Source organism: Thermococcus sp. LS2, from assembly GCF_012027375.1.
Lineage (GTDB): Archaea > Methanobacteriota_B > Thermococci > Thermococcales > Thermococcaceae > Thermococcus_B.
In genome coordinates, this window is record NZ_SNUI01000003.1 from 238,572 (window position 1) to 257,409 (window position 18,838).

32 protein-coding genes and 3 tRNA genes are annotated in these 18,838 nt (G+C 43.8%); all 35 read right to left on the reverse strand.

Annotated elements, in window-relative coordinates:
* Positions 1-76: 76 nt before the first annotated feature.
* The 35 genes from E3E24_RS05970 to E3E24_RS06140 all read right to left on the reverse strand — a co-directional run bounded on the left by E3E24_RS05970 (position 77) and on the right by E3E24_RS06140 (position 18,836).
* Positions 77-955, reverse strand: coding sequence for an MEMO1 family protein (locus E3E24_RS05970; RefSeq protein ID WP_167915728.1), 879 nt, complete (start codon positions 953-955; stop codon positions 77-79).
* Between the two features lie 114 nt (positions 956-1,069).
* Entirely contained in the window at positions 1,070-1,675 is a 606-nt protein-coding gene (gene rpsB, locus E3E24_RS05975) for a 30S ribosomal protein S2 (protein ID WP_167885292.1), read from the reverse strand.
* Between the two features lie 5 nt (positions 1,676-1,680).
* Entirely contained in the window at positions 1,681-2,706 is a 1,026-nt protein-coding gene (locus E3E24_RS05980) for a hypothetical protein (protein ID WP_167885291.1), read from the reverse strand.
* Positions 2,707-2,712: 6 nt separating this feature from the next.
* Positions 2,713-2,886 (reverse strand): DNA-directed RNA polymerase subunit K, encoded by a 174-nt coding sequence (locus E3E24_RS05985; protein WP_167885290.1) that lies wholly within the window; start codon positions 2,884-2,886, stop codon positions 2,713-2,715.
* 21 nt (positions 2,887-2,907) lie between these two features.
* A tRNA-Pro gene (locus E3E24_RS05990) sits at positions 2,908-2,985 on the reverse strand.
* Positions 2,986-3,004: 19 nt separating this feature from the next.
* Complete coding sequence (locus tag E3E24_RS05995) at positions 3,005-3,202, reverse strand: DNA-directed RNA polymerase subunit N (RefSeq protein WP_042679484.1); 198 nt, start codon at positions 3,200-3,202, stop codon at positions 3,005-3,007.
* A 59-nt stretch (positions 3,203-3,261) separates the two neighbouring features.
* Positions 3,262-3,669: a 30S ribosomal protein S9 gene (locus E3E24_RS06000; protein ID WP_042679482.1), complete on the reverse strand. Its 408-nt coding sequence runs from the start codon at positions 3,667-3,669 to the stop codon at positions 3,262-3,264.
* A gap of 10 nt (positions 3,670-3,679) precedes the next feature.
* A complete protein-coding gene (rplM, locus tag E3E24_RS06005; protein ID WP_167885289.1) occupies positions 3,680-4,108 on the reverse strand; it encodes a 50S ribosomal protein L13 in 429 nt (142 codons plus the stop codon).
* Positions 4,109-4,114: 6 nt separating this feature from the next.
* Positions 4,115-4,477 carry a 50S ribosomal protein L18e gene (locus E3E24_RS06010; RefSeq protein ID WP_167915741.1) on the reverse strand — a complete coding sequence of 121 codons (363 nt, stop codon included), beginning with the start codon at positions 4,475-4,477 and terminating at the stop codon, positions 4,115-4,117.
* Between the two features lie 50 nt (positions 4,478-4,527).
* A tRNA-Leu gene (locus E3E24_RS06015) sits at positions 4,528-4,615 on the reverse strand.
* A gap of 7 nt (positions 4,616-4,622) precedes the next feature.
* Positions 4,623-5,399, reverse strand: a complete 777-nt coding sequence (locus E3E24_RS06020) for a DNA-directed RNA polymerase subunit D (protein ID WP_167915729.1) — start codon at positions 5,397-5,399, stop codon at positions 4,623-4,625.
* Between the two features lie 34 nt (positions 5,400-5,433).
* On the reverse strand, positions 5,434-5,844 hold the full coding sequence (locus E3E24_RS06025; protein WP_042679474.1) for a 30S ribosomal protein S11: 411 nt from the start codon (positions 5,842-5,844) through the stop codon (positions 5,434-5,436).
* Positions 5,841-6,386, reverse strand: a complete 546-nt coding sequence (locus tag E3E24_RS06030) for a 30S ribosomal protein S4 (RefSeq protein ID WP_167885286.1) — start codon at positions 6,384-6,386, stop codon at positions 5,841-5,843. The genes E3E24_RS06025 and E3E24_RS06030 overlap by 4 nt, the downstream gene beginning before the upstream one ends.
* Before the next feature lie 10 nt (positions 6,387-6,396).
* Positions 6,397-6,843 carry a 30S ribosomal protein S13 gene (locus E3E24_RS06035; protein ID WP_167885285.1) on the reverse strand — a complete coding sequence of 149 codons (447 nt, stop codon included), beginning with the start codon at positions 6,841-6,843 and terminating at the stop codon, positions 6,397-6,399.
* A 39-nt stretch (positions 6,844-6,882) separates the two neighbouring features.
* A tRNA-Ser gene (locus tag E3E24_RS06040) sits at positions 6,883-6,969 on the reverse strand.
* Entirely contained in the window at positions 6,955-7,542 is a 588-nt protein-coding gene (locus E3E24_RS06045) for a class I SAM-dependent methyltransferase (protein WP_167885284.1), read from the reverse strand. Before E3E24_RS06045 ends, E3E24_RS06040 begins: the two co-directional genes overlap by 15 nt.
* A 131-nt stretch (positions 7,543-7,673) precedes the next feature.
* Positions 7,674-8,678, reverse strand: a complete 1,005-nt coding sequence (locus tag E3E24_RS06050) for an RNA-guided pseudouridylation complex pseudouridine synthase subunit Cbf5 (RefSeq protein ID WP_167885283.1) — start codon at positions 8,676-8,678, stop codon at positions 7,674-7,676.
* A gap of 59 nt (positions 8,679-8,737) precedes the next feature.
* Positions 8,738-9,445 (reverse strand): SDR family oxidoreductase, encoded by a 708-nt coding sequence (locus tag E3E24_RS06055; protein ID WP_167885282.1) that lies wholly within the window; start codon positions 9,443-9,445, stop codon positions 8,738-8,740.
* A 54-nt stretch (positions 9,446-9,499) separates the two neighbouring features.
* The gene (locus tag E3E24_RS06060) at positions 9,500-9,751 is read right to left on the reverse strand and encodes a 50S ribosomal protein L14e (RefSeq protein WP_167885281.1); all 252 of its coding nucleotides are present in this window, start codon (positions 9,749-9,751) and stop codon (positions 9,500-9,502) included.
* Positions 9,752-9,764: 13 nt separating this feature from the next.
* Positions 9,765-10,334 carry a (d)CMP kinase gene (gene cmk, locus E3E24_RS06065; protein WP_167885549.1) on the reverse strand — a complete coding sequence of 190 codons (570 nt, stop codon included), beginning with the start codon at positions 10,332-10,334 and terminating at the stop codon, positions 9,765-9,767.
* 27 nt (positions 10,335-10,361) lie between these two features.
* A complete protein-coding gene (locus E3E24_RS06070; RefSeq protein ID WP_167915730.1) occupies positions 10,362-10,631 on the reverse strand; it encodes a 50S ribosomal protein L34e in 270 nt (89 codons plus the stop codon).
* A gap of 47 nt (positions 10,632-10,678) precedes the next feature.
* Positions 10,679-11,200, reverse strand: a complete 522-nt coding sequence (locus E3E24_RS06075; protein ID WP_167915731.1) for a DUF106 domain-containing protein — start codon at positions 11,198-11,200, stop codon at positions 10,679-10,681.
* Positions 11,193-11,783 carry an adenylate kinase gene (locus tag E3E24_RS06080; protein WP_167885278.1) on the reverse strand — a complete coding sequence of 197 codons (591 nt, stop codon included), beginning with the start codon at positions 11,781-11,783 and terminating at the stop codon, positions 11,193-11,195. The genes E3E24_RS06075 and E3E24_RS06080 overlap by 8 nt, the downstream gene beginning before the upstream one ends.
* Before the next feature lie 91 nt (positions 11,784-11,874).
* On the reverse strand, positions 11,875-13,263 hold the full coding sequence (gene secY / locus E3E24_RS06085; protein ID WP_167885277.1) for a preprotein translocase subunit SecY: 1,389 nt from the start codon (positions 13,261-13,263) through the stop codon (positions 11,875-11,877).
* 33 nt (positions 13,264-13,296) lie between these two features.
* Positions 13,297-13,740, reverse strand: a complete 444-nt coding sequence (locus E3E24_RS06090; RefSeq protein WP_167885276.1) for an uL15m family ribosomal protein — start codon at positions 13,738-13,740, stop codon at positions 13,297-13,299.
* 10 nt (positions 13,741-13,750) lie between these two features.
* Positions 13,751-14,218: a 50S ribosomal protein L30 gene (locus tag E3E24_RS06095; RefSeq protein ID WP_042679448.1), complete on the reverse strand. Its 468-nt coding sequence runs from the start codon at positions 14,216-14,218 to the stop codon at positions 13,751-13,753.
* Positions 14,219-14,229: 11 nt separating this feature from the next.
* Positions 14,230-14,937 carry a 30S ribosomal protein S5 gene (gene rpsE / locus E3E24_RS06100; RefSeq protein WP_167885275.1) on the reverse strand — a complete coding sequence of 236 codons (708 nt, stop codon included), beginning with the start codon at positions 14,935-14,937 and terminating at the stop codon, positions 14,230-14,232.
* Positions 14,934-15,539, reverse strand: coding sequence for a 50S ribosomal protein L18 (locus E3E24_RS06105; RefSeq protein WP_167885274.1), 606 nt, complete (start codon positions 15,537-15,539; stop codon positions 14,934-14,936). The genes rpsE and E3E24_RS06105 overlap by 4 nt, the downstream gene beginning before the upstream one ends.
* A gap of 5 nt (positions 15,540-15,544) precedes the next feature.
* Positions 15,545-15,988 carry a 50S ribosomal protein L19e gene (locus tag E3E24_RS06110; RefSeq protein ID WP_206204916.1) on the reverse strand — a complete coding sequence of 148 codons (444 nt, stop codon included), beginning with the start codon at positions 15,986-15,988 and terminating at the stop codon, positions 15,545-15,547.
* A 5-nt stretch (positions 15,989-15,993) separates the two neighbouring features.
* The gene (locus E3E24_RS06115) at positions 15,994-16,374 is read right to left on the reverse strand and encodes a 50S ribosomal protein L32e (protein WP_167885273.1); all 381 of its coding nucleotides are present in this window, start codon (positions 16,372-16,374) and stop codon (positions 15,994-15,996) included.
* 10 nt (positions 16,375-16,384) lie between these two features.
* Positions 16,385-16,939 carry a 50S ribosomal protein L6 gene (locus E3E24_RS06120; protein ID WP_167885272.1) on the reverse strand — a complete coding sequence of 185 codons (555 nt, stop codon included), beginning with the start codon at positions 16,937-16,939 and terminating at the stop codon, positions 16,385-16,387.
* 10 nt (positions 16,940-16,949) lie between these two features.
* Positions 16,950-17,342: a 30S ribosomal protein S8 gene (locus E3E24_RS06125; RefSeq protein WP_167885271.1), complete on the reverse strand. Its 393-nt coding sequence runs from the start codon at positions 17,340-17,342 to the stop codon at positions 16,950-16,952.
* 11 nt (positions 17,343-17,353) lie between these two features.
* On the reverse strand, positions 17,354-17,524 hold the full coding sequence (locus E3E24_RS06130; RefSeq protein WP_167885270.1) for a 30S ribosomal protein S14: 171 nt from the start codon (positions 17,522-17,524) through the stop codon (positions 17,354-17,356).
* 2 nt (positions 17,525-17,526) lie between these two features.
* Complete coding sequence (locus E3E24_RS06135; protein WP_167885269.1) at positions 17,527-18,078, reverse strand: 50S ribosomal protein L5; 552 nt, start codon at positions 18,076-18,078, stop codon at positions 17,527-17,529.
* An 11-nt stretch (positions 18,079-18,089) separates the two neighbouring features.
* Entirely contained in the window at positions 18,090-18,836 is a 747-nt protein-coding gene (locus tag E3E24_RS06140) for a 30S ribosomal protein S4e (protein WP_167885268.1), read from the reverse strand.
* Positions 18,837-18,838 lie beyond the last annotated feature (2 nt).

The following is an 18,838-nucleotide window of genomic DNA, read 5'->3' on the forward strand; positions in this document are numbered from 1 at the left end:
TCAGTGAAATTTACTCCCTAGAAAAGTTGAAGTCTAAGATTTATTTTCCTTTTGGTCTCAGAATGAAAAGAAAAGATCAGGATTTTCTAATCACAATCGATGCATAGCCAACTATTGCATCCATACTTCTGCTGACTTCAAAGCTTGTGGTGTAGTGCAAAAGCTCTGCTTCAACAGCTCCAGCTAATCTTGAAAACACTATTGCAGTGGCAACTCCACCTGGACCACACATCGTATGATTCATTTTCCTTATCTCATCGAACATGCCCTTGTAGTCAAACTCTAGGATTTTCTGAATGACCCTGAAGTCCCACTCCTTAATCCTGCCAAGCAAGTCTTCTCCTCTCGCCCTGAAAGGAACGTAGCCGTACATATAGCCATAGTGCATCATATCTGTGCTAGCAATCACAACAACATCTCTGCCAAGCTCATGGGAAGCTTCAAAAATTGCTTTTCCTAAGTCCTCAGCAACCTCCTCATCTTGAAGCCCAAGATCTATCGGCACTATTTTGATTTCCTTGCCAGCTTTATCAGCTATATATTGTATAAACGGTAGTTGAACCTCTATGGAGTGCTCATACTTGTGAGCCAGCTCATCCAAGTCAGCTATACCGGAATTCTTAACAATTGCTCTGGCTAATTCGCTATCAACTTCAACTTCTCCTAACGGAGTGATCCATTTCCCCTCTGGATAAACGGCAACAGGTGAGCCAAAGCCCGTGTGGTTAGGCCCTATTATGACGAATGTCTCCGGGAGGCCATCTTCATAAATCGCTTTGTATGTTCTTGATGCTGTGTAGCCTGAAAAGACATAACCGGCATGAGGAGCAACCCCAGCTGTTATCTTCCTCTCACTGCCAGGCTCTCCTAAGTCACTGAAAAAGCGCTCAAGCATCATCACAAGCTCTTCATCAGCGGGATAAAAACTGCCAGCCACTGCTGGGTACCTTATCATAGCTATCACCCCAAAAAAGTTATGCAAAAGGGCTTATAGGGTTTTGGTTTATTATCGCGAAAGGTTACAAGAACAAAACAAGAGTGCCAGAAAAAGATAACAAAAAACTAAAGCTCAAGTCCTAATAATCCTCATCTCAAAGTCCTCAACTGGAACCTTGAAGTCCTCTCTGCTCTCAATTTCTTTGCGGTTGTAGAGGATTTCCCTTGCAAGTATCCAGTAAATCAAAGCTAGCGCCTTTCTACCCTTGTTGTTTGTTGGGATTGCTAAGTCAACGTAGCTGAGCAAGTTCTCAGTGTCGACTAAAGCCACAATTGGGATTCCAACTTCAACAGCCTCCTTGAGTGCTTGGTGGTCAGCTCTTGGGTCTGTGACAATAAGAACATCTGGCTCAAAGAAGTTCTTGACTGCTGGGTTTGTCATTGTTCCAGGGAGAAATCTTCCAGGCATTGCTCTTGCACCAGTAACTTCGCCGAACTTTTTAACCGGCTTTTGACCGTAGAGCCTAACGCTAACCGCTAAGATTTTGTCTGGCTCAAACTTTGCAAGGAACTTACCAGCTATGCGGAGCCTCTCATCTGTTTTTCTAACATCCAAAACGTAGAGACCATCTTGCCTAACCCTATAGATGAACTTCTTCATATCCTTAGTTTTCTGCTGTGTTCCGATGTGAACTCCAGCTGCTAAATATTGGTCGAGTGGAACTAAATACTCTTCCATTTCTTTCACCCCTCAAATGTTATTATCCTTCCTCTTTCACCCAAATCTTCGGCTATCCTAATAAGTTCGTTTATTTTAACTAGCGAATCTTTATAGAGCATTATAGCTGGGCATTTGAGCCCAACAGCTATGTGAGGCAAAGCTTCATCAGCAGACTCAAACTTTGCCTCAGCCAATATGGGCGTAATCCTCTCGGATTTCGCATCATTCACAAGGTTGTATAAATCGGTGAGTGTGCCGAGGTTTATAGGCTTTATTGAAAGCGCATTATAGTATCTCCTATCAAGTATGTCCTTCTCCTTAAAGAGGTATTCACCGTCAACAAAGACCCCGTGCGTACTGGCAATGAGCTCGAGGAAAAGCTCCTCAGTGCCAATTGGCTTTATGTAGGCTATGTTGTTGTCCTCTACAATCCTAAGGACTTCTTCAAGCTCGAGTGGTCTTTTTTGGACAAGCCCTATTGCAACATCTAGGCCAAGCTCATCACTTGCAGTTTCTGAAGCTTTTGAAAGCTCCTCAACGCTGATTTTTTTGGCATGCTCTTCAATCTTGACCATTGCATCAACAACATCTGTTATCTCCATCAAATCTCTGACCATGACGTAGTAGTCAAAAGACTCATCGCTTGCAAAGCCGATAAGCGGAACCGGAAGCTCTGTTGTAAATGTTCCGCCAATGTAGCTGTAAAGGGGCATTTTCTTGACGTTAGCTGCAGCTTTTGCAACAGCTATTGAGACAGCTAATGCAGTGTTGGCACCGATGTGGCTTAAATTGTCTGTTCCGTCAATTTCCCAGAGATAGCTGTCAATGAGCTCTTGTTCTTGAGCATCAAAACCAATGAGCTCGGGTCCTATAATCTCATCTACTTCACTAACAGCTCTGTGGGCTTCAACAACGTATAGGGAGGGGTTCTCATCAACGGGAGCTGCAAATCTTCCAAAGCCAGAGCTAGTTATAACGTCAACTTCAATTGAATATTTGCCGCCTTTGAGGATTGCAACCCTACCCACAACGTTCTCTATTATCGTCATCTTTCATCAGCTCGGTCTTATAACGGTTATTGGTATTATACCCTTTTCAAACTCCAATATCGCGGCATCCAACGGGGTTATGCCCTCTGGAATGTCAATCAAGACGGGAGCACCCATTGCTATTTGCAATGCCCTTGCTCCAATAATTCTCGCCTTTTCAAATCTCGTGTACTTGAACATGTTTATCACCTATGCCAATTTTGGTGGGGCCGCCGGGATTTGAACCCGGGTCTCCGGCGCCCCAGGCCGGGAGGATAGACCAAGCTACCCCACGGCCCCTCCGAAGAAATGTGGTTTTTCAATACACTCTATACTGCATGATGTCATCAATCAACTCAACGTGAGTGAGGAGCATTCTTCTGCAGCAGTATCTCTCCAATCCAAGGTCATCGAGCACCTTCTCAGGGTCTTCACCCTTCTCAACGCGCTCTTTAAAGATGTAATATTTATCCCCTATGACCTTTCCACATGTAAAGCATCTCACGGGAACTATCAAGCAAATCACCTTTTAAAGTTTTAACTCTAAACTAAAGTTTTAAAGGAAAGCAAACCAATTCAACGGTAACTCTTTTGTCTCTTTGCTCTTGGACCCTTAGTTGACCTGTTTGGCTTGTGCGGCTCTGTCCTTCTGCTGTCGCCGACAAGCATTGTTCTATCGTACTTCATGAACTTTTCCTTGAGATTCATGTCTCCAGTCCATTCAACTAGAGCTCTTGCAATTGCGACTCTTGCAGCCTCAGCCTGTCCCATGAATCCTCCGCCTTGCACTTTGACATCAATGTCAACTTTGCTGACGATCTCCTCACCTGCTAAGATGAGTGGCTCGAGGATTGTGAATCTTGCGATCTCAGGCTCGATAATCTCAACTGGCTTGTTGTTAATCCTAACTCTACCCTTACCTTCTCTAATTGTTGCTCTCGCAATTGCAGTCTTTCTCTTTCCAGCAGTTTGAATAACTCTCATTACTATCACCTCAGAACTTTCCACCCAAATACTTTGCAACATCTCCAACTGTCACATACTTGGGTGTCTTAAGCCTTGACATGTGTGCTTCCATTATTGTCTCAAACTCTTTTCCTTCAAACTCCTTTGGAACACCGGCGTAAACTTTGAGTCTCTTGAAAGCCTTCCTTCCTCTGTCAGTCTTCCATGGAAGCATTCCTCTGATTGTTCTTCTAACAATCTCGTCACTTCTTTTTGGATAAAATGGACCCCTTCTTGGGTTTGTTCTTGTTCTAAGCTCAGTTCTCTGCTTGTACTTTGCAAAGATGTTCTCTCTGTTTCCGGTGATTATAGCTTTTTCAGCATTGACAATGATAACTTCTTCCCCTTCGAGGAGCATCTTAGCGACTTTTGATGCAAGTCTTCCCAATATGAGACCTTCAGCGTTAATAATCCTCATAGCTCATCACTCCATTATGATTACTCCACTACCTTTTGGATTTCTCTCGATTAACTCCTCAATTGTTATTGCCTCTCCACCAGCTTTGATAATCTTTTCTCTAGCTTTCTCGCTGAACTTCCATGCAGCAACGATAACCTTGTGATCGAGATTTCCTGCACCCAAGACACTTCCTGGAACAACAACCATGTCGCCATCCTTTGTGTATCTGTTGATTTTGCTGATGTTTACCTCAGCTCTCTGCCTTCTTGGTCTTTCAAGACGCCAAGCTATGTCCTTCCATATCTTTACTCCTTCCTCGTTTGACTTCTTCCTTAAATACCTTATAAGCCTTCTCAAATTGATATCAGTTGGACCTGTTCTCTTCATGAGCATTCCTCCTCAATTCCTTCTCGCGCCGAGGGACGGGGTGATCATTATGGTGCGGGGGCGGGGATTTGAACCCCGGAACCCCTGCGGGACGGGACCCTGAATCCCGCGCCTTTGACCAGGCTCGGCAACCCCCGCACTAAGGCTATTCGGCTAATTTATGAAGCTCGTTTATAAATTTATCGCTCTTTCTCATCAAAATCTTGAGCGCTATGCTTACCATTTCCTCAACGGGAAGCTCTCCGTTGCTCTCTACTGTAAACACGAATGCATTTGGCACAATTTCCTCTTTAATCAAGCTACCCATATATTGCTCAAACTCCCTTGGAAGATAGAAAGCAGTGATTGTTGTTATGATAAGCTCATCTTCAGTTTCCTCAACGGGAAGCTTCCTCTTCTTTGCCAGCTTCTTTATTTTCTCCCAGTCTGGGACTTCTTTGCTCACATAAATCTTTGTGAGGTACTTGTAGTAAGCAAAGCCCGGTTGCCACTTTGCATGGTCTTTTCCTCTTCCAAGCTTAGCATAAGCGTTAAAGGTCAACTTTTGACCTTCTGCTAGTTTTACAATGGGTATATTTGGAGTTACCGGTTTTACATCTGGGTCATCACTCTTTAAATCGCCTGAGTACACTATGCCTGGGCCTTCAGCTTCTAAGCTTAAAGTGACAGTATAATCATCAAGCTCAAGAGCATCGAGCTCAAATCTGTCATATGGAGTGGTGAGCGGGATCATGGCTAAGCGGTGAGCGATAATCTCGTCGAAGAGAGCTGAATCGTTCTCATAGAACTCAACCTCATCAACTGCAAAAGTCGGAACTTCACCAATTATTGTTCTCCTTAATGCATTCGCAAAAGCCGCATCAACACCCTCTAAGATAAAGCGAATTGCATCTTCCCTTTTTTCAAGAATTTTAATTTCCATTTTTTCTCACCAAAAAAGAAGTTGTAAAGAGAGGTCAGACTCTTCTACCCCTACGGCCGCCCTTGGGCCTTGTACCGTCGTGGGGTATTGGTGTAACGTCTTCAACACGGCCGATCTTAAGACCAGCTCTAGCTAAAGCTCTAATTGCAGCTTGAGCACCTGGTCCCGGGGTCTTGCTCTTGCTTCCTCCAGGAGCTCTAACTTTAATGTGCACACCAACAATACCCTTCTCCAAGGCCTCTTCAGCGGCTCTCTTTGCAGCAATCATGGCTGCGTATGGGGATGGCTCATCTCTGTCTGCCTTAACAACCATACCACCGCTCCATCTTGAAATTGTCTCTGCGCCTGTGAGGTCGGTTATGTGAATTATGGTGTTGTTGTATGAGGAGTAAATGTGAGCAACTCCCCATTTCTCCTTCTTCTTAATATTTACCTCCTCAGTCATTGAGCCTCACCCGCCTGCTTAGCTTGCTCAATAACAACTCTCTCAGGGTGTGATTCCTTAGCGAAAGGTGAGGTCTTTGCGTAGGTTATACCATCCTCCTCTTCCTTGAGGACAAGGTAGCTCGGTGACCTGATTATCTGCCCATTGACCTCTATGTGGCCGTGAACAATTAACTGTCTCGCCTGCTTGATTGTCCTTGCAAGACCTTTTCTGTAAACAAGTGTCTGGAGTCTTCTCTCTAAGATGTCCTCAATCGTAAGTGAGAGAACATCATCTAACACAGCATTCTCCGGAAGGATTCCAAGTCTTGCCAATCTCTGGAGAAGCTGCTGTCTCTCAATCTCTGCCTGCTTTCCTCTTGCTGCGAGCAATCTTCTTGCTCTTCTTCTGAACTCCTTAAGCTGAGTCTCGTGCTTCCAAAGCTCTTTCTTGTTTTTGAGAGCATACTTATTCATTAAAACTCTCTCTCTGTCAAGCCTCTCCTTAATCCATGGATGAGAGGGAGTTTCATACTTCTTCCTTTGTCTCTTAGGGTCTCCCATCTATACCACCTCACTTCTTCCTTCTGCTGACACCTACAGTTTGTCCTCTTCTGAAGTTTGATCTTGTTCTCTGGCCTCTCAATGGCAAGCCAAGCTCGTGTCTAATACCTCTGTATGCCCTAATTCTCCTAAGCCTGTTGATGTCCTCACGCCATGCCATGACAAGCTTTGCACCAATGAGATGCATGTCTTTTCCAGTCTCGTAGTCCTTTGGTCTGTTTACTGCCCAAGCTGGAATTCCATGCTTAACTGGATCTTCAAGAATTTCCTCAATGAGCTTAACCTGTTCGTCTGTTAAGTAACCAGCCTTCTGGAATGGGTCTAATCCAGCAACTCTGCACACCATTGTGGCAAAGTTTATGCCTATTCCTTTTATTCCTGTGAGCGCCCATCTGAGCTGTTTATTTCCATCTAAATCTACTCCCGCAACACGGACGATATGCCTAAATTCTGCCATTATAAATACACCTCCAGATTAATCCTTCAAAGAGGATTTTGGCGCCGGGACGGGGATTTGAACCCCGGCGGGCAAACGCCCACGGGCTCTCAAGGCCCGCGCCATCCCAGGCTAGGCGATCCCGGCATACACCCGATAGCCACTTCCTTTAGCTAATTCTCTCACATCTTTAAAGGTTTGCTCCATTAGGGCTTTAATAAACTTTGCGCCCTGATTAGTTCTTATCACCAGCTGGAGCAGACCTCCATCGTAGAGATGCTTGGGAGCATTTATAACTATTTCCCTTAAAACTTCCTTGCCAGCATGCACTGGTGGGTTTGTAATTATGCTGTGAAACTTTTCATTTTTCACTGGTTCATAAAGGTTACCCCACCTAACCTCGGCATTCTTCACATTGTTGATTTTTAAGTTTTTCTTTGCTATGCTTACTGCTCTCCTGTTAATGTCAGTCATCACAACATAATCAACAAATTTAGCTACCACAATGCCAATTGCACCGTATCCACAGCCCAAATCCAAAACACGCCAATCTTTTTCAAGCATAGCATTTTCAACCAATAATCGAGTACCCTCGTCGTATTTCCCGAAAGAGAAGACTCCACTTGCTGTAATGAACCTAAAATACTGCCCTCTAATAAATACCTCAATTGTCCTAGTTTTTAGTGGAACATTGGGATTTTCGGAATAGTAATGACTCATGGTTGAAGATTCGTTGAGGGGTTTAAAAATGTGAGCGTGAAAACTTACTCGTGAATATGATCTCAGGGATCGTAAAGGCAAAGTCTCCCAGTGAATTAAGAGAATGAAGAAGGAAGAATATTCTTTGCCCTTTACCATAACTTGGGATACCAATCCCTCGGCATGAACACCTTTTCGACATCAACAGCTATTCCCTTGCTCTTGTTAAGCATTTCTTGACTCGTCATCATAGCCTTTCCTAATGCGACAAGCTCATCTTTGAGCGTCATTATAGCAACTAAATCTCCCCTCTTTATGCCTGCATGCACCTTAACGATTCCTGGAACGGCCAAATCTGCTCCATAAGTAACAGCGGCAACTGCTGAATCTCTTATCCAGACCTTCGGCAGATGCTCCACTGCCTTCTCCATCGGCTGGATTGCTTTCCTGAAGTATTCCTCAATTCCATCTTCCTTCCAGAAATGATAGTAATCTACAAGGTCGTGTAAAGTCACTAATGTTTCATCTTCCTTAAACGGCCCGCTCCTCGTTCTTCTCAGCTCGGCCATGTGAGCACCGACTCCCAAAGCCAGCCCAATATGGTGGATAAGTGAACGTATGTAAGTTCCAGCCTCAACGCCAACCCTGAAGAGGACATCTTTGCCTTCTATTTCCAAAATCTCGATGTAGTAAACCTTTCTCGTCCTCAACCTTCTTTTAACGGCACTCCTAAGCGGCGGTCTCTGAATGATTTCTCCCTCAAACTCCTTCACAACTTTGTAGATTTTATCCTCGGGAACTTCGCCGTGGAGATGCATTAAAGCTACATACTCCTTTCCAGCTGGGAGCAAAGCCTGAACTACACGGGTTGCTTTCTCAAGGGCAACCGGTAAAACGCCGCTGACCTTTGGATCAAGTGTTCCTCCATGACCAGCTTTCTTTAAGTTGAAGAGCTTTTTAATCCATGCAACAACCTCGTGGCTCGTAGGTCCCGGAGGCTTGTCGAGATTGATTATGCCAAACTGCATGTGCATCTCTATTGGTCTTTTCTCTGGAGGAAAGCCCCATTTTGGATTGGTCTCAGCTTTTTCATCTTTGACTAGCACTTCCCTCTTGATGTCTGCTGGAAGGATTCTTCTAACTTCATCTCTCGCCATGAGTATCACCCAATGATTGTCATGTAAGAATCTCAGAATTTTGCTTTATAAATCTGCCCTCAGAATTTAAACTTGTAGTCAAAGACCGGCCATCTTGGGAGATACTTAACGAGCTTGACGTAAGCAGGGACAAACACTTCGCTTTTGTTTTTCTTAATAGCTTTTAAAATTACGTCTACAGCTTCTTCTGGGCTGACGGAACCTTTAGGGACTTTCCCATACCAGAAAGGAGTTGCTACTTGTCTCGGATACACCTTAATTATATGAACATCTTTTTCTTTCAACTCTTTTTCAAGATTAACAACCATATAGTGGAGAGAAGCTTTTGCAGCCCCATAAGACGGCAGCTCTACGGTGTTAACAAATGCTGCAGCACTTATAACAAACACGACTTTTCCACCTCTGGGAATCATGTCCAGAAGCTCCTTCGTAAGCACAATTGGGGCTATTACATTTACCTTGAAAAGTTTCTCGAGTTCTTCCTCATTTTGCTCAAGGAGAGGTTTAGCTATAGCAAAGCCCGCGTTGTTGATGAGAAGATCAAGCCTTTCAATACCCCTCCGTTCCAGCGCCTTTCTAATCCTCTCCGCCGCTCCCTTTTCACTTAAATCCGTAATAATGTAGTCAAAATTTCCGAGTGAGCTAAGCTCTCTAAGTGCTTTTTCATTCCTGCCAACTCCAATAACAAAATAATCCTGCTCAGTCAATCTTTTTACAATTAACTTTCCAATTCCACCGGAAGCTCCAGTAACAAGTGCATTTTTCATAAATCCCACCCAAGTAAGAATAGAAAAGAGAAGTCAAAAAGGCTTGGCTTATTGTCAAGCTAAACTTATTCCAGCCTGCTCAAGGGCGGCCTTAACTTCCTCGTCGCTTGCTCCTCTTGGAATGCTAATCTTCTCTGGGAGCGGCTCGATGTGCTTTATGTTCATTCTTCTCCTCTTAACCTTGTTCAATCCAGCACCTGTAACGAGGACGAAGTTCTTGTCAATTATATCAACTACAACAACCTTTTGTCCGGCTCTCCTTCCGGCAATAACAACGGCTATTCTTCCTATATCAATTGCTGGCATTCATCCCACCTCCTCATTTTTTCGTCCTAAACCCCGTGTCGCCATCGGGGTACAGGTGGTCGATGGCGGCCTTCACAATAGCGAAGACCCCATCGGGCGACCATTTCGAAGTGTTTATGACTAAATCATAAATCGAAAGGTCGTTGATGTCAATACCATAAAGGTTTAAATATCTTTTCCTATTTTGCTTCTCCCTCTCGGCAATCTGTATGAACGCTTCCTCAACACTAATGCCCTCTCTCCTTGCAACCCTTTCGGCTCTAACTTTTATTGGAGCATCAAGCCAAATTTTAAGGTCAGCATTCTTAACCATCCAGCCAGCCAAACGACCTTCAATAACAACGTTGCACTCCTTAGCTGCCTCAATCTGCCTCTTATCAACTTCCCTATCAATCTCTGGGTGAAGCTCAGCGTATTTTTGAAACTCCTGTAAAGTCATACCCATTTCTCTGGCCATCTGTCTAAAAATTAAACCAGCATAGACATGCTTAAATCCATAATGTCTGGCAATATTGCGGCATAGTGTTGTAGTTCCTGAACCTGCTAAACCGCTTACTGTTATCACTAGGCAGCCTTTTGGCATTTTAACCACTTAATAAAGTTTTAGAAATCAAGAAATCTGAGCTCTAACCTGGGCTTTCATGACCTTGCGCATGCATCTTGGGCAGAGGTGCGGCATTGGTCTCTCTGGTCTCTTCTTGGTCTTTGGTAGCTTTCTCATTTCAACTGGTCTTCCTCTTGGAATGCCGTTAAGTGGTCTTCCGCACATTGCACAGTGAGCAATCTTTGGCTTTCTTCTCTCAAAGTGTATGACAGTCCTTCCCCCAGGAGTTCTAACGTATTTCCTCCTCCATGACCTTGACCCATACATTGGTTTCATTTTTCTCCACCTCGCTTAGCATTTTTGTTCAGCATTTTTAAACTTAACTAAGCCATGTCCAATATCTTCCTTAAAACTTGTCCTACTACCATTGAAGTTAGGATGTACCATCCAATGTAGCCGAGCTCATTTGCATGAAGAGATGACGCCTTGTGGAAAAAGTCAGCAATGAAGAAGTTAAATGGTAGCTTTACAACAACAACCTCAGCATACCATCTCCTCATCCATCCAAAGAATATCCAGAATATTGGCATTGTTACTAACATGGGCTTGAAGAATGTATCTTTCATAACTTCATTCTGAAGTTTTAAAAGCTCTATTTGCTTCTGCTGAAGCTTTCTAAGCTTCTTCTCATCCCCAGCTTTCTGTGCTTCCTTCCACTCTTCCTGAAATTCTTTGCTCAGCTTTTGAAGTCTCTTCAACTTTTCTTGGTCAACTAAGAAGTAGTTCACTAGTGTGAAAAACGAACCTAGTATTATACCTGAGATTGTCACTACCCACAATGGGGGAGTTGAGACCAACAACGGCCCAAATATTTTATCCAGTACAAGATATATCGGCTCAAGCATATTCCTCCACCGCCAAATCGAGTATTTTCACCAACTCATTAACAGCTTCTTCTAAACCTTTGTCTTCATGGTTCTCAATTATCTTTATAAGTGCATTGGAATGCATTGCATAGCTTATTGCAGCAGCCCTATTTAAATCTTGATGTCTCTGGATTTGCTCTTCAGTCTCAACATCTCTGTCTCTTTTGAGATCTCTCAAACGTCTACCGAGGATTTCGCTTGGAGTTGCCTCAATTATTACAATAAAGTTTGGATTTATGGTCTCAATGACCTCCCTTGGGAATCCCAGCAAATAGCCAAGGGGAGTTCTGATTGTAGCATGTGTATCTAAAAGAACGGGCTCCTTTTTGGCTATTTCCGCAATTTTTTCTGCAGCTTTCTGCTGTAGAATTCTCTGCTTCGGCAACTCCAATTTCCTCATTTCATCCCTGTGCTTAACCCAACCTAATTTTACCGCTTCTTCAAACATTAAGTCGCCAAAGTTAATGAGTCTGAATTTAGCCCGTGTCCTTTTCAAAGCCAATCTTGTAATGGTGCTCTTACCTACCCCTGGGATGCCAGTAATTATGACTACAAACGGCATTTGGTATCACCTTTAATGAATTAAATAGATGAATTTGCTGTCAATGAGATAAAAGAAGTAAGGGTTTAAAGATTTTTTGGAAAAAGAAATGTCAACCGAAGAACCTGCGGAGCATTGGGAACATTTCGCTTACTTGCTCCCTCGCTATCTCCTCATAGAACCTGTAGAGGATTCCGACAGTCAGCAGTATTCCTGTTCCTGTACCTAATGCTCCAAGGAAGTCAGCCAATACTGCAACCACAGCTAGGGTGAATGAGCCCAAGAAGGTAACGTACGGAATGTACCTCTGCAACACTCTCTCAAGGATTCTCGGATCCCTTCTAAATCCTGGAATTTGGAGACCTGCTCTTTGCAGTTGCCTTGCTATGCTCTTTGCATCTAATCCCGTAAGCTCAACCCAGAGGAATCCAAAGATTAAAGACCAAACGATTGTCATAAGGGCATAGATCAATGCCCTTACTGGATCAGCTGTAACGTGGAAGATATCCCTAGGAGGAATAGTGTATCTAACAAATCCTGAAATTGCAGCTCCAGTTTGGGGGTCAAACTGCCCTAAGATTGGATGTCCAAGTCTCTGCAATAATCTAGCCCAAAGCTGAATGTTTGCATAAAGTGCGAAGGTTAAGATAATCGGAATGTTCGAAACATACATGAACCTAATTGGATATCTTCCTCTAACTGTAACTCTTCCATAGCTGAGTGGGATCTCAACACGCATGCTCTCTAAATATACGACGATAAGGAACACTACCAGAGTTGCCAATACATTGCTCATATCTGGCAAGGTTCCTCTGTAAAATCCACCCGTCAGATCACCATGAATTAGATGCTGGATGAATGCAGGAATCGCACCGATTATTGCTGGCTGTCCTGTAAGGGGATCAATTACTTGTGTTGTGGTTAAAGGATTGAATGCTCTTGTAATTATTGTCTGCGAAACACCAGCAGCAATGAATAAGCTGATACCACTCCCAATTCCCCACTTGCTAACGAGTTCATCCATGATTATAAGGAGTAATCCACCAAATGCAAGCTGAAGTATCAAGAGGACTTTTATTCCTAACGATGGGTTTCCGAACGCACCAGCTAATACATAGATAGCTGCCTCAAAGAAACACATGAATACTGCAAACACTCTCTGCAGTGCCTGGTAAAATCTTCTATCCTCATGGTCTGATAAGTCGAGCTTTATTATCTCAGAACCGACTAAAAGCTGCATGATAATTCCAGCAGTAACAATAGGACCGATACCTAAGGTGAGAATGCTACCGCTTCTACCAGCGAGAACAACTCTTAAGGTTTCAAAATAGTCTTGAACAGTTGGTGGCAAACCGAATAGAGGAATTTCTGATAAGATGAAATACAATAGCAGTACAATTCCGGTCCAAGCAAACTTTTCTTTTAAAGGAACATGCCTCTTTGGTCTTTCAATCTCTGGGAACCATCTCTCTAATGCATAAACTATATCCCTTGCGCCCATGATTAACACCTGCCAAAATTTAAAATAAAAAGATCAAGCGAGGATTGCCTCTCCCCCTGCCTGCTCAATCTTTTCCTGAGCCTTGGGGGAGAAGGCATAAGCCTTGATAACCAAAGGCTTTGTGAGCTTTCCAGTTCCCAAAACCTTGTCAGCGAACTGGGTTGTGTCAACTATGATTTTTCCGTTCTCTTCATATGCAATTCCCATTTGCATAAGCTCATCCAAGTGCTCGTCAATGAACTTCAAGTTGACTGCTATGATTTCTCTCTGGACAGCCTTTGGTCTGCTGAATCCCCTCTTACCGAGGTGGTCAGGCATGTATTTGATAACCCAAGTCCACTTTGTCTTCTTCCTCTTTCCAGTTCCAGCCATTCCTCTACCGCCCTTGTGACCTCCACCTCTGTGCTTCTTCTTGCATCCCCAGCCATGAGTGTGTGATCCTCTCAGCTTTCTCACTTTCTTTCTTCTCCTAATCATCGCAAGCACCTCACAGCATTCTCTCTATAAGCTCGTTAATCTTCTCGCCTCTATAACCTAAAGCTCCGCCCTCTTTGAATGTCCTCTTCTTGCTTCCCTTGAAGCCACCCCTTGGTGGGTGGAGCCTAAAGACTGGTTTGAGGTTTGGCAAGTCGCTGAGCTTCATCTCTCCATTAATGACTTTTTCGGCAAACTCTTCAATTGTCATTCCGAGCTTCTCTTGGACATACTCATCTGTAACCTTCTTGTTCCCGATTAATCTGCCCCTCTTTCTTATGAGCTTAGCTAATGTCTCCGCGTTAATTTCGCCCCATGTAATGTAGTCCTTCGCCTTCTGGATCATTCCCTTGTAGCTTGGTGTGTCATCAACTATGACGAGGTGGTTGACCTTGTGAAGTCTAAGCATTGCGAGTGTATCCCTTACTGGTCTCTTAACCCCAACTCTTCCTCTAATCCTAATTATTGCTATCTTTGCCATCCTTGCTCACCTCACAGTTCAAAGTTCTGTGGCATCTCTCTACCAACGACGATGCCGTACTTTTCGATCATGTCGGGCTTAATAGCAACTTTGTTTGTGTTGTAGAGTGCATTAAACACTGCTTTTGCAAAGTTAACTGTTGTTCTTGTCTCACCAAAGCTTTGTGACCATACGTCCTTAACTCCTGCCAAGGTCAGTATCTTCTTGCCGACATCACCAATGACAAGTCCAAGACCTCTTGGCCCTGGTATGAGCTTGACTCTGACGCTTCCCTCTTTTCCTTCAACGGTGAATGGAACTGAGTGTGGTCTTCTACATCTGCACTCCCATGAACCACAGCCTCTCTTAATTTCGATGATGTTCATCTTAGCATAGTTTATTGCTTTTCTAATTGCGATACCGACTTCCTTTCCATGACCAATGCCCAATCCAACATAACCATCTCTGTTACCAACTGCAGCTAAGACCCTAAATCTTACTCTCCTACCGCTGTCAGTCATTCTAACTGTCAGAGCAATATCAAGGACTTGTTGGTTTTCTCTTGCATTGACTTCTGGAAGGAGGACATCAACAATCTCTGGCTCCTTAATCTGGTAGCCCTTTCTGAAGATCTCGTGAATGTCCGTAATCTGTCCTTCCTTAACGAGCATGCCCAACTTAGTCTTGGGCTGCCATTCTTCTAATACTCTTTGAGCGTATTCCCTCCAGTCTTGGCTCATTCTCTCGCCCCCTCAAACTTTTCAATTATTCTCGCTTTGACCTCATCAAAGTGCTCTGGAAGCTTTTCAGGTTCGAGACCTTTAAGGAGGTAACCGCCAAACTGTCTTCTATATCTCTCCTCGTCTTCCTCTTTGAGCATCTTAGCGTATTCGGCTATGTGTTCTCCCCTGATTCTATAATCCTCTGGGTAAATTTCCTCGCTGTGCGGAACGTTTAAACCAGCGTCAACAGCTCCCTTAAGGACTGCAAAGACGCTTGAACCTTTTGTTGGTGGGTGCAAGCCTATATCAAGGATAGCTTCGCTTATGCCCTTCTGCAGTGCCTTGTAGCCGATGAGCAGACCGAGCAGATAAGCACTTGGAGTGTTTCCACCGTGTCCCTTCCAGCCAAAGTCTCTCATCAATTCCCTTGTGTGAGCTGAAACTAAAGTTCTATCTCCCTTTGGATCGTAAACGATGATTTGGGCAATGTGATGATTGAGTGTTTTTCTAACCACTAACCTTGGCTTGCCTGATTTGAGGAGCTTGAGCCTCTTGTGATAGTTGGTCTTGCCTTCTCTCCTTCTCCTGAATGGAACCCTATATCTTGGCCCGTGTGCCATTTATATCACCTCTTCAATATTCCCTTTTCCTCAAGGAACAGGTAGAGCTGGTGCTTGTTCTTGAACTGTCCACCCTTCGCTCTTATGTACAATCTCCTGTAGGTGTGAACATCTATCTTCTTCTCTGCCTTGAGCTTTCTAAGTTCTTTTCTCAATGCTCTGATAGTCATAATCCACCTTTCCTTCTTGCCCATTCTTGCTGTCTTCTTACCCTTTCTGCTTCCTGGTCCCCTGTGTCTTCCCTTCTTCCTCTGTTCATGCCTTATCTTGGCTCTGTAAGTGCTCTGTCCCTTGATTGGCTTTTTCTTAATAACTCCCTCTTTTATTAAACGCTTGATATCTTCCCTTGTGATAGCGGATTTAACATCCTCAATTCTCTCAGGGTCAATCCAGACCCTGTTCTCGCCACATTTTAAAATCTCAGCAGCAATCCTTCTCTGCATTCTCATTATCCTCACCCGTTAAGCACTTTAATACCTAACTCTTTTGCTCTCTCAATTATCATGATTCTCTTCTTCTTTCCGACGGTTCTTGCAATCCTTGCTGCCTGTCTTGCTGGGTCAAGGGCTTCAAGCTCTTTGACGTTGTGAACTAACACTTCCTCATATCCGCTTGGATGTAATCCTCTAACAAGTTTAGGTGAGCTCCATCCAATGCTTGGTGACCTTGGCTTACCCTTCTTCTTGAGCCTCATCTTGCTGTCAATTCCCCTTGGTCTTCTCCACTTTGGATCATTCTTGAACTTTGGAAAGCGCCACCATTCTTGCCTAAGGAATCTTGGCTTCTTTCTCTTGAGCTTTGCCCTAATTCTTAAGAGTCTCGCTTTCTCATTCATTTCTCACACCTCAGAACTTTATAGGCTTGCCAGCCTTCTCAACAATGTAAATTCCATCTTGGAACACTCTTCTATCCCATTTTGTGATTCTTGTTGCCTGCTCAATGTTTGCAGCTGTTTGTCCAACTTTTTCTTTGTCAATTCCTTCAACAATGATTTCCTGTCCCATGACCTTGACTTTCACTCCCGGCAAGATCTGAGCAATTCTTGGAGCTTTTTCACCGAGGAAGTTCTCAATGATAACTTTGTCCCCTTGAACCTTAACAGTAACTGGGAAGTGGCTGTAAACAACCTTAAGCTTGTATGTAAAGCCCTCTGTTACACCCTTTATCATGTTGTTTATGTGAGCTTTGAAGGTTCTTGCAATTGCTATGTCCTTTCTCCTTGGAAAGTCCTTGTATATCACAACCTTACCGTCTTCTGTGAATATCTTAACTCCAGGATACTTCAGCTCTCTCTCAATCTCTCCCTTTGGCCCCTTTACTTTGACAACGTTATTCTCAACTGTGACTTCAACTCCCTCTGGGATTTCAATCTCTTCCCTTACCCACGCATCAATTGGCATCTCTCTCACCTCAGTAGACGTAAGCTATCAACCTTCCGCCAATTCCCTTATCTCTTGCCTCTTTGTGTGTCATTACACCCTGTGATGTTGAGACTATCAATATTCCAAACTCGAATGCTGGGAGGAACCTCTTTTCCCAGTACTCGTAGTCCCTAGCTTTGACGGGGAATCTTGGCTTTATTGCTCCGGCTTTGTTTATTTTACCTATTAGCTGAACCCTGTAAATTCCAGCCCTTCCGTCGTCAATGAATTCGAATTCACCGATGTAGCCGTTCTCCTGCATAACTCTCAAAACTTCTCCAATGAGCTTTGAGGCTGGCTTTATGTAAACCTCCTTCTTCCCAACCTTCTCACTGTTTGTAATATGTGATAGGGCATTTGCCAATGGGTCAAGTAAAGTCATCTTCTCTCACCTCACTCGTATTTCCTAAATCCTAACTTTGGAGCTATCTCTCTAAAGCAGTGTCTGCACAACATAAGTCCATGGATTCTGATGATTGGCCCATATTGTCCGCAGCGAATGCACCTTCTCGCACCTTTACCAAACTTTCTCGGCTTTCTTTTATTGTAATCTGCCTTGGCCATATTCATCCCTCCACAATCTCAACGCCAAACTCCTCTTGCATGAAAACTATACCCTCTTCCTTTGTGAGCTTGTGTCTTGTGGGTATCTTTGTCCTCTTTCTTCTTCTCCTTGCAATTCTAAATCCTGGTCTCTCGAGTGTGACACAGACGTCCATACCGAAGATACCGATCTCTGGGTCGTACTCAACACCCGGGATGTTTATGTGTTCCTCAATTCCAAAGCAGACGTTTCCGTGTTCGTCAAAGTTTGAAGCTTTGAGCTTGTTATCAACTGCTACCAGAAGTCTCTTAAGAATCTCGTAGGCTTTTTTTCCTCTAAGTGTGACTTTTACAGCAATTGGCTCTCCTCTTCTAATTCCAAAGTCTCTGTTTGTCTTCTTTGCCCTTCTCCTAATTGGCTTCTGCCCAACAAGTTGTTGAAGCATTGTCTCTGCTTTTGTTAACCTTTCTCCACTCTCACCAACACCAATGTTAATTGTAACCTTGGCTACCCTTGGTCTTCTCATCGGATGAGCTTCCCAATCAGCTAAAATTTGCTCTCTATTTGCTATCATTTCAATTCACCTCATGGCAGTGAAATCTCTGGCTTGTCCTTTCCAATAACGAAGGCATACTCTTTGAGTGTGTCGAAGAGCTCGCCTTCTTGGTCTTCAATTGTAACGACATCTGGCCAGCCTGCTGGGAAGTGTCTGACCTCAACTATCTTACCTATTCTTGCAACGTTCTTACCCTGTGTAACGAAGACATATGCACCGATTTCAAATGGAAGTATCTCAACGATTTCTCTCTCCGGCATCTTCATGAGGACTGTGTATGATGTCTTGAAGCGATCTTTGACTTCATCGGTGAGTGAGCTGAGCTTTACGAGATAGTTGGTTCCATCATGGAAGTTGAGCTGTAGGTTTCCACCCTTAACCATTCTCTTGTTGTTAATCCTGAGCGGCTTTATCTTAGCCTCTTCCTCGCTTATTGGGTGAAGGATGAGCTTACCAATTCTGTTTGGTAAAACCCTGTAGTGCTCACCAGTCTCTGGGATTGAGACAACATCCATAATCCCAACGGGGAACTTGTAGTCCTTTCTTGCCTTCCCATCTACAAGGATTTTGCCTTCGTTGAGTATCTTTCTTGCCTCTCTTGCCGTCTTTGCATAGCCAAGATAGTCTCTAACGATGTAGAGGAGCGGAATTGATGTCCTCATGTTGTGCGGTCCTGGCCTTGGTCTCACAGCCCACTTGTAGGCTTTTCTCTCAATATACCATTGAGTTGGAGCAGCAAGTCTCTTTAAATGCCTCTTAGCACCTTTTCTTGCCATAT

Excerpts from the sequence above, each read along its gene's own strand:
- E3E24_RS05970 (WP_167915728.1), bottom strand. The coding sequence starts at position 955 with ATGATAAGGTACCCAGCAGTGGCTGGCAGTTTTTATCCCGCTGATGAA.
- rpsB (WP_167885292.1), bottom strand. The coding sequence starts at position 1,675 with ATGGAAGAGTATTTAGTTCCACTCGACCAATATTTAGCAGCTGGAGTT.
- E3E24_RS05980 (WP_167885291.1), bottom strand. The coding sequence starts at position 2,706 with ATGACGATAATAGAGAACGTTGTGGGTAGGGTTGCAATCCTCAAAGGC.
- E3E24_RS05985 (WP_167885290.1), bottom strand. The coding sequence starts at position 2,886 with ATGTTCAAGTACACGAGATTTGAAAAGGCGAGAATTATTGGAGCAAGG.
- E3E24_RS06000 (WP_042679482.1), bottom strand. The coding sequence starts at position 3,669 with ATGAGAGTTATTCAAACTGCTGGAAAGAGAAAGACTGCAATTGCGAGA.
- rplM (WP_167885289.1), bottom strand. The coding sequence starts at position 4,108 with ATGAGGATTATTAACGCTGAAGGTCTCATATTGGGAAGACTTGCATCA.
- E3E24_RS06010 (WP_167915741.1), bottom strand. The coding sequence starts at position 4,477 with ATGAAGAGAACAGGTCCAACTGATATCAATTTGAGAAGGCTTATAAGG.
- E3E24_RS06020 (WP_167915729.1), bottom strand. The coding sequence starts at position 5,399 with ATGGAAATTAAAATTCTTGAAAAAAGGGAAGATGCAATTCGCTTTATC.
- E3E24_RS06025 (WP_042679474.1), bottom strand. The coding sequence starts at position 5,844 with ATGACTGAGGAGGTAAATATTAAGAAGAAGGAGAAATGGGGAGTTGCT.
- E3E24_RS06030 (WP_167885286.1), bottom strand. The coding sequence starts at position 6,386 with ATGGGAGACCCTAAGAGACAAAGGAAGAAGTATGAAACTCCCTCTCAT.
- E3E24_RS06035 (WP_167885285.1), bottom strand. The coding sequence starts at position 6,843 with ATGGCAGAATTTAGGCATATCGTCCGTGTTGCGGGAGTAGATTTAGAT.
- E3E24_RS06045 (WP_167885284.1), bottom strand. The coding sequence starts at position 7,542 with ATGAGTCATTACTATTCCGAAAATCCCAATGTTCCACTAAAAACTAGG.
- E3E24_RS06050 (WP_167885283.1), bottom strand. The coding sequence starts at position 8,678 with ATGGCGAGAGATGAAGTTAGAAGAATCCTTCCAGCAGACATCAAGAGG.
- E3E24_RS06055 (WP_167885282.1), bottom strand. The coding sequence starts at position 9,445 with ATGAAAAATGCACTTGTTACTGGAGCTTCCGGTGGAATTGGAAAGTTA.
- E3E24_RS06060 (WP_167885281.1), bottom strand. The coding sequence starts at position 9,751 with ATGCCAGCAATTGATATAGGAAGAATAGCCGTTGTTATTGCCGGAAGG.
- cmk (WP_167885549.1), bottom strand. The coding sequence starts at position 10,334 with ATGCCAAAAGGCTGCCTAGTGATAACAGTAAGCGGTTTAGCAGGTTCA.
- E3E24_RS06070 (WP_167915730.1), bottom strand. The coding sequence starts at position 10,631 with ATGAAACCAATGTATGGGTCAAGGTCATGGAGGAGGAAATACGTTAGA.
- E3E24_RS06075 (WP_167915731.1), bottom strand. The coding sequence starts at position 11,200 with ATGCTTGAGCCGATATATCTTGTACTGGATAAAATATTTGGGCCGTTG.
- E3E24_RS06080 (WP_167885278.1), bottom strand. The coding sequence starts at position 11,783 with ATGCCGTTTGTAGTCATAATTACTGGCATCCCAGGGGTAGGTAAGAGC.
- secY (WP_167885277.1), bottom strand. The coding sequence starts at position 13,263 with ATGGGCGCAAGGGATATAGTTTATGCATTAGAGAGATGGTTCCCAGAG.
- E3E24_RS06090 (WP_167885276.1), bottom strand. The coding sequence starts at position 13,740 with ATGATTAGGAGAAGAAAGAAAGTGAGAAAGCTGAGAGGATCACACACT.
- E3E24_RS06095 (WP_042679448.1), bottom strand. The coding sequence starts at position 14,218 with ATGGCAAAGATAGCAATAATTAGGATTAGAGGAAGAGTTGGGGTTAAG.
- rpsE (WP_167885275.1), bottom strand. The coding sequence starts at position 14,937 with ATGAGCCAAGACTGGAGGGAATACGCTCAAAGAGTATTAGAAGAATGG.
- E3E24_RS06105 (WP_167885274.1), bottom strand. The coding sequence starts at position 15,539 with ATGGCACACGGGCCAAGATATAGGGTTCCATTCAGGAGAAGGAGAGAA.
- E3E24_RS06110 (WP_206204916.1), bottom strand. The coding sequence starts at position 15,988 with ATGAGAATGCAGAGAAGGATTGCTGCTGAGATTTTAAAATGTGGCGAG.
- E3E24_RS06115 (WP_167885273.1), bottom strand. The coding sequence starts at position 16,374 with ATGAATGAGAAAGCGAGACTCTTAAGAATTAGGGCAAAGCTCAAGAGA.
- E3E24_RS06120 (WP_167885272.1), bottom strand. The coding sequence starts at position 16,939 with ATGCCAATTGATGCGTGGGTAAGGGAAGAGATTGAAATCCCAGAGGGA.
- E3E24_RS06125 (WP_167885271.1), bottom strand. The coding sequence starts at position 17,342 with ATGACTTTACTTGACCCATTGGCAAATGCCCTATCACATATTACAAAC.
- E3E24_RS06130 (WP_167885270.1), bottom strand. The coding sequence starts at position 17,524 with ATGGCCAAGGCAGATTACAATAAAAGAAAGCCGAGAAAGTTTGGTAAA.
- E3E24_RS06135 (WP_167885269.1), bottom strand. The coding sequence starts at position 18,078 with ATGATAGCAAATAGAGAGCAAATTTTAGCTGATTGGGAAGCTCATCCG.
- E3E24_RS06140 (WP_167885268.1), bottom strand. The coding sequence starts at position 18,836 with ATGGCAAGAAAAGGTGCTAAGAGGCATTTAAAGAGACTTGCTGCTCCA.